Source organism: Streptomyces sp. NBC_00691 (assembly GCF_036226665.1).
Taxonomy (GTDB): domain Bacteria; phylum Actinomycetota; class Actinomycetes; order Streptomycetales; family Streptomycetaceae; genus Streptomyces.
In genome coordinates, this window is sequence record NZ_CP109007.1 from 6,335,566 (window position 1) to 6,348,789 (window position 13,224).

General features: G+C 73.5%; 11 protein-coding genes. 8 read left to right on the forward strand and 3 right to left on the reverse strand.

Annotation, left to right across the window (positions count from 1 at the left end; translation table 11 throughout):
* The first annotated feature begins 95 nt into the window (after positions 1–95).
* The 3 genes from OG392_RS28595 (at position 96) to OG392_RS28605 (ending at position 4,056) form a co-directional block, all read left to right on the forward strand.
* Positions 96–1,328 carry an arginine deiminase gene (locus OG392_RS28595; RefSeq protein ID WP_329284037.1) on the forward strand — a complete coding sequence of 411 codons (1,233 nt, stop codon included), beginning with the start codon at positions 96–98 and terminating at the stop codon, positions 1,326–1,328.
* A 126-nt stretch (positions 1,329–1,454) separates the two neighbouring features.
* On the forward strand, positions 1,455–2,498 hold the full coding sequence (argF, locus tag OG392_RS28600; RefSeq protein ID WP_329284038.1) for an ornithine carbamoyltransferase: 1,044 nt from the start codon (positions 1,455–1,457) through the stop codon (positions 2,496–2,498).
* Positions 2,499–2,616: 118 nt separating this feature from the next.
* Positions 2,617–4,056 (forward strand): amino acid permease, encoded by a 1,440-nt coding sequence (locus tag OG392_RS28605; RefSeq protein ID WP_329284039.1) that lies wholly within the window; start codon positions 2,617–2,619, stop codon positions 4,054–4,056.
* Here the strand turns inward: OG392_RS28605 and OG392_RS28610 are convergent.
* Positions 4,010–4,552, reverse strand: a complete 543-nt coding sequence (locus OG392_RS28610) for an ATP-binding protein (RefSeq protein ID WP_329284040.1) — start codon at positions 4,550–4,552, stop codon at positions 4,010–4,012. The two genes, OG392_RS28605 and OG392_RS28610, sit on opposite strands and share 47 nt — an antisense overlap.
* A gap of 246 nt (positions 4,553–4,798) precedes the next feature.
* On the opposite strand from OG392_RS28610, the gene OG392_RS28615 reads away from it, so the two are divergent.
* From OG392_RS28615 to OG392_RS28625, 3 genes are all read left to right on the forward strand, one after another.
* On the forward strand, positions 4,799–5,626 hold the full coding sequence (locus tag OG392_RS28615; protein ID WP_229312937.1) for an enoyl-CoA hydratase family protein: 828 nt from the start codon (positions 4,799–4,801) through the stop codon (positions 5,624–5,626).
* Positions 5,627–5,886: 260 nt separating this feature from the next.
* Entirely contained in the window at positions 5,887–8,121 is a 2,235-nt protein-coding gene (locus OG392_RS28620; protein ID WP_329287504.1) for a bifunctional salicylyl-CoA 5-hydroxylase/oxidoreductase, read from the forward strand.
* 89 nt (positions 8,122–8,210) lie between these two features.
* The gene (locus OG392_RS28625) at positions 8,211–8,699 is read left to right on the forward strand and encodes an anthrone oxygenase family protein (protein WP_329284041.1); all 489 of its coding nucleotides are present in this window, start codon (positions 8,211–8,213) and stop codon (positions 8,697–8,699) included.
* Here OG392_RS28625 and OG392_RS28630 read toward each other — a convergent pair.
* Positions 8,696–9,631, reverse strand: coding sequence for a PaaX family transcriptional regulator (locus tag OG392_RS28630; RefSeq protein WP_329284042.1), 936 nt, complete (start codon positions 9,629–9,631; stop codon positions 8,696–8,698). The genes OG392_RS28625 and OG392_RS28630 overlap by 4 nt on opposite strands.
* Positions 9,632–9,734: 103 nt before the next feature.
* Entirely contained in the window at positions 9,735–11,357 is a 1,623-nt protein-coding gene (locus OG392_RS28635; protein ID WP_329284043.1) for an AMP-binding protein, read from the reverse strand.
* Between the two features lie 222 nt (positions 11,358–11,579).
* Between OG392_RS28635 and OG392_RS28640 the strand changes: the two genes are divergently transcribed.
* A complete protein-coding gene (locus OG392_RS28640; protein WP_329284044.1) occupies positions 11,580–12,737 on the forward strand; it encodes an acyl-CoA dehydrogenase family protein in 1,158 nt (385 codons plus the stop codon).
* Positions 12,734–13,147 carry a RidA family protein gene (locus tag OG392_RS28645; RefSeq protein WP_329284045.1) on the forward strand — a complete coding sequence of 138 codons (414 nt, stop codon included), beginning with the start codon at positions 12,734–12,736 and terminating at the stop codon, positions 13,145–13,147. Before OG392_RS28640 ends, OG392_RS28645 begins: the two co-directional genes overlap by 4 nt.
* Positions 13,148–13,224: the final 77 nt, after the last annotated feature.

Sequence of the window (13,224 nt, forward strand, 5' to 3'; positions counted from 1 at the left end):
GGCGCGGGGACTCCGGCGTGGGCCGCTCGACGCGTCCCGGGCCCGCCTGCCCCGAAACACGGGCCACGGGCGCCCCGCTCCGTCAGGATGGACGCATGGGATTCCACGTCGATTCCGAGACCGGGCGGCTGCGCCGCGTCATCCTGCACCGGCCCGATCTGGAGCTGAAGCGGCTCACCCCGACCAACAAGGACGCCCTGCTCTTCGACGACGTGCTCTGGGTGCGCAGGGCCCGGCAGGAGCACGACGGTTTCGCGGACGTGCTGCGCGACCGGGGCGTGGAGGTGCACCTCTTCGGGGACCTCCTGAGCGAGTCCCTCGACGTGCCCACCGCACGGGCGCTGGTGCTCGACCGGGTGTTCGACGAGAAGGAGTACGGGCCGCTCGCCGCCGACCATCTCCGGGCCGCCTTCGACTCGCTGGACGCGGGCGCGCTGGCGGAGGTGCTCATCGGCGGGATGACGAAGCGGGAGTTCCTGGCGGCGCACCGGGAGCCGACCTCGGTCCGTTTCCACGCCATGGACCTGGACGACTTCCTCCTCGGCCCGCTGCCGAACCACATCTTCACCCGGGACACCTCGGCCTGGATCTACGACGGCGTCTCGATCAACGCGATGCGCTGGCCGGCCCGGCAGCGCGAGACCGTGCACTTCGAGGCGATCTACAAGCACCATCCCCTCTTCACGGGGGCGGAGGCGGGCGCCTTCCACCACTGGTCGGAGGGGCAGGCCGACTACCCGTCGACGATCGAGGGCGGGGACGTGCTCGTCATCGGCAACGGTGCCGTGCTCATCGGGATGAGCGAGCGGACGACGCCGCAGGCGGTGGAGATGCTGGCCCGGGGCATGTTCGCGGCGGGTTCGGCGCGCACGATCATCGCGCTCGACATGCCGAAGCGGCGTGCGTTCATGCACCTGGACACGGTGATGACGATGGTCGACCAGGACACGTTCACGCAGTACGCGGGGCTCGGGATGCTCCGCTCGTACACGATCGAACCGGGTGACGCGCGCCAGTCCCTGCGGGTGACCGATCATCCGCCGGAGCAGATGCACAGCGCCATCGCGGCGGCGCTCGGGCTCCAGGACATCCGGGTCCTGACGGCCACGCAGGACGTGCACGCGGCCGAGCGCGAGCAGTGGGACGACGGCTGCAACGTGCTCGCAGTGGAGCCGGGGGTGGTCGTGGCGTACGAGCGGAACGTGACGACCAACACCCATCTGCGGAAGCAGGGCATCGAGGTGATCGAGATCCCCGGCAGCGAGCTGGGCCGGGGGAGGGGCGGCCCGCGCTGTATGAGCTGCCCGGTGGAGCGGGACGCCGCCTGAGAACGGGGGACGGGGAGCGCGCGCGGGGGTGACGAGAGGGGGGCTGTATATAAATGTTGAAGTGCGTATACACTTCCAGCGTCCCCCGCTCGCCGCCCCCCGACCGTACCCACAGGAGCGCGTCCCATGGCCACAGACCTCATCGGCCGCCACTTCCTCAAGGAGCTGGACTTCACCGCCGAGGAGTTCCGCGGCCTGATCGCGCTCTCCGCCGAGCTCAAGGCCGCCAAGAAGGCCGGCGTCGAGGTCCAGCGGCTGCGTGGCCGGAACATCGCGCTGATCTTCGAGAAGACCTCGACCCGCACCCGCTGCGCCTTCGAGGTCGCCGCCGCCGATCAGGGTGCCACCACCACCTACCTGGATCCGTCCGGCTCCCAGATGGGTCACAAGGAGTCGGTCAAGGACACCGCCCGCGTCCTCGGCCGGATGTTCGACGGCATCGAGTACCGGGGCGACGGCCAGGACATCGTCGAGGAGCTCGCCGCCTTCGCCGGCGTCCCCGTCTTCAACGGGCTCACCGACGACTGGCACCCCACCCAGATGCTCGCCGACGTGCTCACGATGACCGAGCACACGGACAAGCCGCTGGACGCCGTCTCCTTCGCCTACCTCGGTGACGCCCGCTTCAACATGGGCAACTCCTACCTGGTCACCGGTGCCCTGCTCGGCATGGACGTCCGGATCGTCGCCCCGCGCGCGTACTGGCCGTCCGAGGGGATCGTCGCCGCCGCCCGCACACTGGCCGCGACCAGTGGAGCCACGGTCACCCTCACCGAGGACGTGGCCGAGGGCGTCAGCGGCGCCGACTTCGTGGCCACCGACGTCTGGGTCTCGATGGGCGAGCCCAAGGAGGTCTGGGACGAGCGGATCGCCGCCCTCGCCCCGTACTCCGTGACGATGGACGTGCTGCGCGCCACCGGGAACCCCGGCGTCAAGTTCCTGCACTGCCTGCCGGCCTTCCACGACCTCGGTACGGACGTCGGGCGGGACATCCACGCCCGGCACGGTCTCACCGAGCTGGAGGTCTCCGACGAGGTCTTCGAGTCGGCGCACTCGGTCGTCTTCGACGAGGCGGAGAACCGGATGCACACGATCAAGGCCGTCCTGGTCGCGACGATGGCCGGCGGCGTGCTCCCCGCGCTGATCCCCTCGGCGGTTCCGGCGGCATAGCTTTACGCCCGATTGGGTGAATATGCGCGGTGCGGTTTACGATCGCACCCTTACAGGGGGTTCGGGCGTACATGCCCGAACCCCCTGACGCGTGCCCATGAGAGATGAGAACCACCGCATGTCCCCGTCCGCCGCGCGGATCAAGACCCCGCAGCAGCTCCTCGCCGAATCCGGTGCCGACCTCGAAGGCCACGGCCTCAAGCGCACCATGGGCCTCTTCCAGCTCGTGTGCTTCGGCGTCGGGGCGATCGTCGGCACCGGCATCTTCGTCGGCCTCTCCGACAGCGTCGCCGAGGCGGGCCCCGCGGTGGTGATCTCCTTCGTCCTCGCCGCGATCACCTGCGTCTTCACCGCCTTCTCCTTCGCGGAGCTGGGCGGCGCGATCCCGGTCTCGGGCTCCTCGTACTCCTTCGCGTACGCGAGCCTCGGCGAGCGGGCCGCCTTCCTCGTCGGCTGGTGCCTGCTCCTGGAGTACGGCGTCTCCGTCTCCGCGGTCGCCGTCGGCTGGAGCCAGTACCTCAACGAACTGCTGGAGAGCCTCACCGGCTGGCAGCTGCCGACGGCGCTCTCCGCCGGGCCCGGCGACGGCGGGGTCGTCAACGTGCCCGCCGTGGTCGTGATCGCGCTCGCCGCCACGCTGCTGGTCCGCGGCGTCCGGGAGAGCGCGCGGGCGACCGCCGCCATGGCGATCCTCAAGATCGGGATCCTGATCGTCTTCTGCGCCGTCGGCTTCTCGGCCTTCCGGGCCGGCCACCTCTCGCCGTTCGCCGAGCACGGCACGGCCGGGATCACCGCCGGCGCCTCGGTGGCCTTCTTCTCGTTCATCGGCTTCGACGCGATCACCACGGCCGGCGAGGAGGTCAAGAACCCGCGGCGGAACATCCCGATCGCGATCCTCGTCTGCATCGGACTCGTCACGCTGCTCTACTGCGCCGTCGCGCTCTCCGCGATCGGAGCCCTCGGGGCCGGCGCCGTGGCGGACCGGCCGGCCGCGCTCTCGCTGGTCGTCGACCAGGTCACCGGATCGTCGGTCGGCGGCGGGATCATCGCGTTCGGCGCGGTCGTCGCCATCGCCTCCGTCGTCCTCGCCGTGATGTACGGGCAGACCCGCATCCTGATGTCGATGTCCCGCGACGGCCTCGTACCCCGTGTCTTCGAGCGGGTCTCGCCGAAGTCCGCCACTCCGGTGGCCAACACATGGATCGTGGCCGCGGTCTTCGCCGTACCGGCGGCGTTCGCCTCGCTCGACGTGGTCGTCGGCCTGACCACCATCGGCACGCTCGCCGTCATGGCGGCCGTCAACCTCGCGGTGATGGTGCTCCGGCGCCGGAACCCCGAGCTGCCGCGCTCGTTCCGGGTGCCGTTCTTCCCCCTGAGCCCGATCCTCGGCATCGGCTTCTGCCTCTACCTGATCTGGGGCACGGGCTGGACGACGTGGCTGCAGTTCGCCGGATTCCTGGTCGTCGGGACGCTGGTGTACGCCGTCTACGGACGCCGCCACTCGCGTCTGGTCACCGCTCCGAGCGAGGTCGCTGCGCCGGTATCCCGGGCAGGGTGAACCAGACCGCCTTGCCGTGCGCGGTGGGGCGGTGGCCGCAGTCGCTGCTGAGGGCCCGGATGAGGAGCAGGCCCCGGCCGTGCTCCTGCCAGGGGTCCACCTCGCCCGGCTCGGGGCAGACGAGAGCGCCCGGACGGGCGGGCTCGGAGTCGTGGACCTCGATCTGACAGCCGCCGGGGGTGGCGAGCAGCTCGACGACCAGCTCGATGGGGCCGAGGCCCGTGGTGTGCTCGACGGCGTTGGCGACCAGCTCGGCGGTGAGCAGCTCCGCGGTGTCGCTGTCGGGGTGGCCGGCGGTCCCGGGGCCGACGCCGGTGAGCGCGGTACGGATCAGGGCGCGGGCGATCGGCACCGCGGCGGTGGTGTGGGGCAGCCGGAGGCGCCAGGAGGCGGCGGGTGAGGTGGTCCGGGGTGCGGGGTGTTCGTTCGCGGCGGGTCCGGCCGGTCCGGCCGCTCCGGCGGGTGCGCCGGCTGGGGGTCCGGTGGCTTCGGGCATGGGGCAGGCTCCCTTCACCGAGTGGGGGTGGGCGAGTGGGGTGGAGGCATCCCGAGACGTCCTGGTTTCAACCTTACGAGGCGCGCGATCTTTCTCCAGAGGCGCCCCTCCCTGAGAGGCAGGGACTTCCGCCATCGAATGCCCGGGCCCTTCTCCGGTGCACACTCATCTCCTCCTTATCGCGTACTCGTGACGATGGTCACAAGTGAGTGATACCCTCCGAGCGGAGGAAGGAGGCCGTTCCGGATGAGCCCCTTTACCGGCTCCACGCCCCGCACGGCACGCTGGCACCATCTGCGCGTCGACATCGACCGGGGCGTCGCCACCGTCACGCTGGCCCGCCCCGCGAAACTCAACGCCCTCACGTTCGGTGCCTACGCCGATCTGCGCGACCTCCTCGCCGAGCTCTCCCGCGAGCGGTCCGTCCGTGCCCTCGTCCTCGACGGCGAGGGCCGCGGCTTCTGCTCCGGCGGCGACGTCGACGAGATCATCGGTGCCACGCTCGCGCTCGACACCGCCCAGCTCCTCGACTTCAACCGGATGACCGGCCAGGTCGTCCGGGCCCTCCGCGAGTGCCCCTTCCCGGTCGTCGCCGCCCTCCACGGCGTCGCGGCGGGCGCCGGGGCCGTACTCGCCCTCGCGGCCGACTTCCGGATCGCCGACCCCACGACCCGCTTCGCGTTCCTCTTCACCCGGGTCGGACTCTCCGGCGGCGACATGGGCGCGGCGTATCTGCTGCCCCGGGTCGTCGGCCTCGGCCACGCCACCCGGCTCCTCATGCTGGGCGAGCCCGTCCTGGCCCCCGAGGCCGAGCGCATCGGCCTGCTCTCCGAACTCACCGAGGAGGGCGGGGCGGGGGAGCGGGCGGCCGAACTCGCCCGACGCCTGGCCGACGGTCCGGCACTGGCCCTCGCCCAGACCAAGGCGCTGCTCACCTCGGAACTGGACATGCCGCTGGCCGCCTCGATCGAACTCGACGCGGCCACCCAGGCCCTCCTCATGAACGGCGAGGACTACGCGGAGTTCCACGCCGCCTTCACGGAGAAGCGCCCGCCGAAATGGCGGGGGTGCTGACGATGCCGGCCCCCGGGAGGGACCCGTCGGCCACCCCGGGCCCGACGACCGGACGGCACCCGCCCGCGCCCCCGGCCGCGCTTCCGGAACCGCCCCCGGCCGCGCTTCCGGAACCGCCCCCGGTCGCGCTTCCGGAACCGCCCCCGGCCGCGCCCTCGGACCCGCCCCCGGCCCAGGTCGCCGCCGTGCCCCTGGAACCGCCCCCGGCCCCGGTCACCGCCACGACCCCGGACCCGGCCCGCCGCCCCGCCCTCTCCCGTATCGCCGTCGTCGGTGGCGGGCCCGGTGGTCTCTACGCCGCCGCCCTCCTCAAGCGGCTCGACCCCGCCCGCGACGTCACCGTCTGGGAGCGGAACGCCCCCTCCGACACCTTCGGCTTCGGCGTCGTCCTCTCCGACGAGACGCTCGGCGGCATCCGTGACGCCGACCCCGTCGTCTACGAGGCGCTCGGCCGCGACCTCGTCCGCTGGGACGACGTCGACGTCGTCCACCGGGGCCACCGGACCACCTCCACCGGCCACGGCTTCGCCGCCCTCGGCCGCCGCCGGCTCCTGGAGATCCTGCACGCCCGCTGCGCCGACCTGGGCGTCCGGCTCCGCTTCCGCACCGAGGCCCCGCCCGCCGACGTCCTCGCCGCCGGTCACGACCTGGTCGTCGCCGCCGACGGCGTGCACAGCCGGACCCGCGAGGCCCACGCCGCCCACTTCCGCCCCCGGATCACCACCCACCGCTGCCGCTACATCTGGCTCGCCGCGGACTTCGCCTTCGACGCCTTCCGCTTCGAGATCGCCGAGACCGAGTACGGCGTGATGCAGCTGCACGCCTATCCCTACGAGGCCGGCGCCTCCACCGCCATCGTCGAGATGCGCGAGGAGGTCTGGCGGGCCGCCGGGTTCGACGAACTCGACGAGGCGGAGTCCACCGTCCGCTGCGCGAAGATCTTCGCCGAGGCGCTCGGCGGCCGGGAGCTGCGCTCCCACCGATCCGCCTGGACCGCCTTCCGTACCGTCGTCAACGCCCGCTGGTCCTACGGCAACACCGTGCTCATCGGCGACGCCGCCCACACCGCTCACTTCTCCATCGGCTCCGGCACCAAGCTGGCCGTCGAGGACGCCCTGGCCCTGGCCCACAGCCTCCGCGACCGCCCCACCCCAGCCGAGGGGCTCGCGGCCTACGAGGCCGAGCGCCGGCCCGTCGTCGAGTCCACCCAGCGCGCGGCCACCGCGAGCCTCCAGTGGTTCGAGGACCTCGCGGGCCACGTGGACCGGCCGCCCCGCCGCTTCGCCTTCGATCTGCTCACCCGCAGCCGCCGCGTCACCCACGCCAACCTGCGGCTCCGTGACCCGGCCTTCACCGCCACCGTCGAGCGCGACTTCGGCTGCCCGCCCGGCACCCCGCCGATGTTCACGCCCTTCCGGCTCCGCGGACTGACCCTGCGCAACCGGATCGTCGTCTCCCCGATGGACATGTACGTCGCCGAGGACGGCGTCCCCGGCGACTTCCACCTCGTCCACCTGGGGTCCAGGGCCCTCGGAGGCGCCGGACTCGTCATGACCGAGATGGTCTGCGTGAGCCCGGAGGGCCGGATCACCCCCGGCTGCACCGGCCTGTGGACCGATGAACAGGCCGCCGCCTGGAACCGGATCACCGCCTTCGTCCACGGCCGGGCACCCGGCACGGCGATCGGCGTCCAGCTCGGCCACTCCGGCCGCAAGGGCTCCACCCGGCGCATGTGGGAGGGCATCGACCAGCCCCTGACCGAGGGCAACTGGCCGCTCGTCGCCGCCTCGCCGCTCCCGTACCGGCCCGGCGTCAACCAGACCCCGCAGGCCCTCGACCGTGCCGGACTCACCGCCGTGCGCGAGGAGTTCACGGCCGCCGCCCGCCGTGCCGCGCACGCCGGCTTCGACCTCCTCGAACTGCACTGCGCCCACGGCTATCTGCTCTCCGGCTTCCTCTCCCCGCTCACCAACCACCGGACCGACGGCTACGGCGGCGACCTCGCCGCCCGGCTCCGCTTCCCGCTCGAAGTCTTCGACTCCGTAAGGGAGGTGTGGCCCGACGACCGCCCCATGACCGTCCGCGTCTCCGCCACCGACTGGGCCGAGGGCGGGACGACCGGCGAGGACGCGGTCGCGATCGCCCGCGCCTTCGCGGAGCACGGGGCCGACGCGATCGACGTCTCCACCGGCCAGGTCGTGTCCGACGAGACCCCCGCCTACGGCCGCTCGTACCAGACGCCGTACGCCGACCGGATCCGCAACGGAGCCGGCGTCCCCGTGATCGCGGTCGGCGCGATCTCCTCCTGGGACGACGTCAACTCCCTGCTCCTGGCCGGCCGCGCCGATCTGTGCGCCCTCGCCCGCCCGCACCTCTACGACCCGAACTGGACCCTGCACGCCGCTGCCGAGCAGGAGTACGAGGGCCCGGCGGCCCCCTGGCCGGCCCCGTACCGCGCGGGCAACCGCCCGCCCCCGACCGGCCGTCGGGGCTGAGGGCCGGCCCGAGGTCCGTGGACGCCCGCGTATGCGGGGGCGACGCGCGGGTATGTCCCGCGCACCGCTCGCTGTTCTTGAATGGGGACATGACAGAGCAGCGGGGTGGGAAGGGTGCCGGGGCGGTCCTCGGCGCGGCGACGGTGGCGACGGGGCTGATCGCGGGGGTGTGGTTCGCGTACGTGTGCTCGGTGATGCCGGCACTGGCACGCAGCGACGACCGGGTCTACGTCGACGTGATGCGGAACATCAACGAGGTGATCCAGAACCCGGTCTTCTTCACCCCGTTCTTCGGGTCGACGGTCCTCGCGGCGGTGGCCGCCTGGCAGCACCGTGCCACCCGGGCGCGGGTCTGGACGCTCGCCGCGCTCGTCCTCTCGGTGGCGGTCTTCCTGGTCACCTCGGCGGCGAACGTACCCCTCAACGACGCGCTCGCCGCCGCCGAGGACCCCGCGGCCGCCCGCGCGGCCTTCGAGGGGCCCTGGGTGGTCTGGAACCTGGTCCGCGCGATCCTGACCACGGTGGGCTTCGCCTGCCTGCTCCGGGCCCTGGCGGTACGGTCCCGGCCCCGGGACTAGTCCCCGGACCCGGACCCGGACCCGGACCCGGACCCGGACCCGGACCCGGACGCGGGCCGGGTCCCGGGCCCGCCGCCCGCCCCGGACACGTACGGCCGGACGAACTCCGCGCCGCGGTCCCGCAGCAGCTCGTGCAGGGCCGCGAAGACCTCCGCCGAGCGCCGGCCGGGCCAGTCGTCGGGCAGCAGCTCGGCCGGGAGCACCGGGTCCGCGTACGGCAGACGGCGCCAGGAGTCCAGGGCGAGCAGATAGTCCCGGTAGGCCTCCTCGGCGCCTCCCGGGGCTGCGCCGCCCTCTGGGCCCCCCGCGCCCGCCGGAGCCGCCCTCCAGGCCCGCAGCACCGGTTCGTGGGCCGCCAGGAACTCCTCGTGGAGCCGGGCGATGGCGGGCAGGTCCCACCAGCGGGCCACCGCCCCCGCCGTCGCCGCGTACCCCAGGTGGTCGCCCCGGAAGAGGTCCACGTACGGGGACAGCTCCAGGCGCTCCAGGGCGTTCCGGGTCTCCTCGTACAGCCGCGCGGGGCCGATCCAGACACCGGGCGCCGCCGTGCCGAAGCCCAGGCGGGCGAGCCGGGAGCGCAGCAGGTGCCGCTTGTGGCGCTCGGCCTCGGGAACCGAGAAGACGGCCAGGACCCAGCCCTCGGAGAGCTTGGGCTCGGTACGGGCGTAGATCCGGCGGTCGCCGTCGTCCAGGAGCCGGCGGGCGTCGTCCGAGAGGGCGTATCCGGCGGCGCCGTCGGCCGTCCGGCCCGGCAGCAGCAGTCCGCGCCGCTTGAGCCGCGAGACCGAGGACCGCACCGAAGGCGCGTCCACCCCGAGGACCGCGAGCAGCCGGATGAGCGCGGCCACCGGCATCGGCGACCCGTCCGGGCCACGGCCGTACGCGCCGTAGAGGGAGACGATCAGGGATCGGGGGGTGTGCTGCTCGGCCACGTGATCACTTTAGAGGGTGGGGCGCCGGTCGGTCCGGGTCGGGCGGGCGAGCGGGGGAGGGGTGGCCCGCGCGGGCGGGCCGCCGCGCGGGCCGGGGCGGCCGTCACACCGGGTCGCGCAGCCGGAAGCGCTGGAGCTTTCCCGTGGGGGTGCGCGGCAGCGCGTCGAGGAAGACGATCTCGCGGGGCGACTTGTACGGTGCGAGCCGGGCGCGGACGAAGGCCCGCAGCGCGGCGGCGGTGCCGGCGTCGCGCGGCACCCCGTCCCGCACCACCGTGTAGGCGACGACGACCTGCCCGCGCAGCTCGTCGGGGCGGCCCACGACCGCCGTCTCCACCACGTCGGGGTGGTCGAGGAGCACCTCCTCCACCTGGGGCCCCGCGATGTTGTACCCGGCCGAGATGATCATGTCGTCGGCGCGTGAGACGTAGCGGAAGTAGCCGTCGGGCTCGCGGACGTACGTGTCGCCCGTGACGTTCCACCCCTCCCGTACGTACTCCGCCTGGCGGGGATCGGCCAGATAGCGGCAGCCGACCGGGCCGCGCACCGCGAGCAGGCCCTCCTCCCCGTCCGGGACGTCCTTGCCCTCGCGGTCGACGATCCTGGCCTGCCAGCCGGGGACGGGGCGGCCGGTGGTGCCGGGGCGGATGTCGGCGTCGGCGGCGGAGATGAAGATGTGCAGGAGCTCGGTGGCGCCGATGCCGTTGATGAGGCGCAGTCCGGTGCGCGCGTACCAGGCCCTCCAGGTGGCCTCCGGCAGGTTCTCCCCGGCCGAGACGCAGCGTCGCAGGGAGCCGAGATCGGGGGCCGTGCCCTGGGCGAGTTCGTCGAGCATGACCCGGTAGGCCGTCGGCGCGGTGAAGAGCACCGAGATCCGGTGGCGTTCGATCGCGGCGAGCAGCTGCTTGGGTCCGGCCTGTTCGAGAAGGACCGCGCTCGCCCCGGCCCGCAGGGGGAAGACGACGAGCCCGCCGAGGCCGAACGTGAAGGCGAGCGGCGGCGAACCGGCGAAGACGTCGTCGGGCAGCGGGCGCAGGACGCGCGCGGAGAAGGTGTCGGCGACGGCCAGGACGTCCCGGTGGAAGTGGACGCAGCCCTTGGGCCGCCCGGTCGTGCCGGAGGTGAACGCGATGAGGGCCACGTCGTCGGCGGCCGTCTCCACCGCCGCGTACGGGCCGGGCCGGCGGGCCGCGAGGGCGAGCAGGTCGTCCGGGCCCTCCCCGCCGAAGGGGGTGACGCGGAGCCCCGGGATCCGGGCGGTGAGGAGTTCGTCGAGGGAGTGGACGTCGCAGAGGGCGTGGGTGCAGTGGGCCGCGTCGGCCATGGTGGCGAGCTCGGGGGCGCGCTGCTGGGCGAGGACCGTGACGGCGACCGCGCCGGCCTTCATCACGGCGAGCCAGCAGGCTGCCAGCCAGGGGGTGGTGGGGCCGCGCAGGAGGACCCGGTTGCCGGGCCGGACCCGCAGGTCGGAGGTGAGGACATGGGCGATGCGGTCGACCCGGTCCTGGAGTTCTCCGTAGGTCCAGACACCGCCGTCGCCGTCGTGGAAGGCGGGCCGTCCGGCGCCGAACCGTTCCACCGTGCGGTCGAGGAGCTCGGCGCCGCAGTTGAGCCGGTCGGGGTACGCCAGCTCGGGGAGGTCGAAGAGGAGACGCGGCCACCGGTCCGGCGGAGGCAGCCGGTCACGGGCGAAGCTGTCGAGGTGGGCCGAGGGTGTCAGCTCCATGAGTCCGTCCCCCTGTCGTGGTGGGGTCGCCCGTCGCTCCACGAGCGTATCGTGTTGGTGACGGCAGTCAACGGTTCGCGACAAGGGTGCTTCCGGGCGCCCTGACGAAGGCACCGGACGGCGCACGGACGCCGCCCGGCGCAGGGACGCACGCACCGGGCGGCACAGCGAAGCCGCCCGGTGCGGGGACGAAGACGCCCGAGGGCGTCAGAGAGGGCCCACATGCCCGCATTCTCGCTCGATCCGGCACAGATCACCTGGTGTGCGGAGCTCCGTACCCTCGCCGCCGAACGCCTGAAGCCCCTCGCCGACAAGGGCCGACCGGGCCGGGTCAACCGCCCCCTGGTGGCCGCCCTCGGCGAGCTCGGCCTCCTCGCCCGGCTCTTCGACGCAGGCGCCCTCGAACTCTGCCTGCTGCGCGAATCCCTCGCCAGGACCTGCACCGAGGCCGAGACCGCCCTCGCCCTCCAGGGCCTCGGCGCCCATCCCGTCGCCGCCTTCGGCACCCCCGCGCAGCGCGCCCGCTGGCTCCCCGAGGCCACCGCGGGACGCGCCGTCGCCGCGTTCGCGCTCTCCGAGCCGGGTGCCGGCTCCGACGCCGCCGCGCTGGCCCTGGAGGCCCGCCCCGACGGAGCGGGCGGCTGGCGGCTGTACGGCGAGAAGCGCTGGATCTCCAACGCCCCCGAGGCCGACTTCGCCACCGTCTTCGCCCGCACCACCCCGGACGCCGGAGCCCGCGGGGTCACCGCCTTCCTCGTCCCCGGCGACCGGCCCGGACTCGGCGGCGAGGCCCTCGACATGCTCGCCCCGCACGCCCTGGGCACCCTCACCTTCGACGGCGTCCCCGTCGGCCCCGACGACCTGCTCGGCGAACCCGACCGGGGCTTCCGGGTCGCGATGCACACCCTCAACCTCTTCCGGCCCAGCGTCGGGGCCTTCGCCGTCGGCATGGCCCAGGCCGCCCTCGACGCGGCCCTCGCCCACACCGCCGACCGCCCCGCCTTCGGCGGACGCCTCGCCGACCTCCAGTCGGTCGCGCACCTGATCGCCGAGATGGCCACCCGCACCGAGGCCGCCCGCCTCCTCGTCTACGCGGCGGCCGGCGCGTACGACGACGGCGACCCGGACGTGCCCCGTCGCTCCGCCATGGCGAAGCTCCTCGCCACCGAGACCGCGCAGTACGTCGTCGACTCCGCCGTCCAACTCCACGGCGCCCGCGCCCTCCAGCGCGGCCACCTCCTCGAACACCTCTACCGTGAGGTCAGGGCACCCCGTATCTACGAGGGGGCGACCGAGGTCCAGCGCACGATCATCGCGAAGGAGCTGTACGCGTCCCACCACAGCGCCCCCGGCACGCACCGGCAGGAGCCGCGTCCATGAGCCTGCACCGCCACAACCCCGCCGAACTCGCCCCGCCCACGGGCTTCTCCCACGCCGTCACCGCCACCGGCACCCGGCTGGTCTTCCTCGCCGGACAGACAGCCCTCGACAGCGAGGGCGCCGTCGTGGGGGACACCCTGACCGAGCAGTTCACCACCGCGCTCGCGAATCTGCTCACCGCCCTGCGTCACGCCGGCGGCACTCCGGCCGACCTCGCCCGCGTCACCGTCTACACCACCGACGTCGACGACTACCGCGCGCACGCACCCGAACTCGGGCGCGTCTGGCGGAGGTTGGCGGGCCGCGACTACCCGGCGATGGCCGTGATCGGAGTCGTACGGCTCTGGGACGAGCAGGCCCGGGTGGAGCTGGACGGCTTCGCGGTCCTGGACGAACCCGCCCACGCTTGATCAACTGGTCACCCGCGCGGGCCGGGCTTAATGTCGAAAGGTGGACTGACCGGCCCACGGACCCGTCAGGTGAGGGC

What these genes read in the sequence shown, in the direction of transcription:
- OG392_RS28645 (WP_329284045.1), top strand. Translation starts at nt 12,734, where the DNA reads ATGAGCCTGCACCGCCACAACCCCGCCGAACTCGCCCCGCCCACGGGC.
- OG392_RS28635 (WP_329284043.1), bottom strand. Translation starts at nt 11,357, where the DNA reads ATGGAGCTGACACCCTCGGCCCACCTCGACAGCTTCGCCCGTGACCGG.
- argF (WP_329284038.1), top strand. Translation starts at nt 1,455, where the DNA reads ATGGCCACAGACCTCATCGGCCGCCACTTCCTCAAGGAGCTGGACTTC.
- OG392_RS28640 (WP_329284044.1), top strand. Translation starts at nt 11,580, where the DNA reads ATGCCCGCATTCTCGCTCGATCCGGCACAGATCACCTGGTGTGCGGAG.
- OG392_RS28615 (WP_229312937.1), top strand. Translation starts at nt 4,799, where the DNA reads ATGAGCCCCTTTACCGGCTCCACGCCCCGCACGGCACGCTGGCACCAT.
- OG392_RS28595 (WP_329284037.1), top strand. Translation starts at nt 96, where the DNA reads ATGGGATTCCACGTCGATTCCGAGACCGGGCGGCTGCGCCGCGTCATC.
- OG392_RS28625 (WP_329284041.1), top strand. Translation starts at nt 8,211, where the DNA reads ATGACAGAGCAGCGGGGTGGGAAGGGTGCCGGGGCGGTCCTCGGCGCG.
- OG392_RS28605 (WP_329284039.1), top strand. Translation starts at nt 2,617, where the DNA reads ATGTCCCCGTCCGCCGCGCGGATCAAGACCCCGCAGCAGCTCCTCGCC.
- OG392_RS28610 (WP_329284040.1), bottom strand. Translation starts at nt 4,552, where the DNA reads ATGCCCGAAGCCACCGGACCCCCAGCCGGCGCACCCGCCGGAGCGGCC.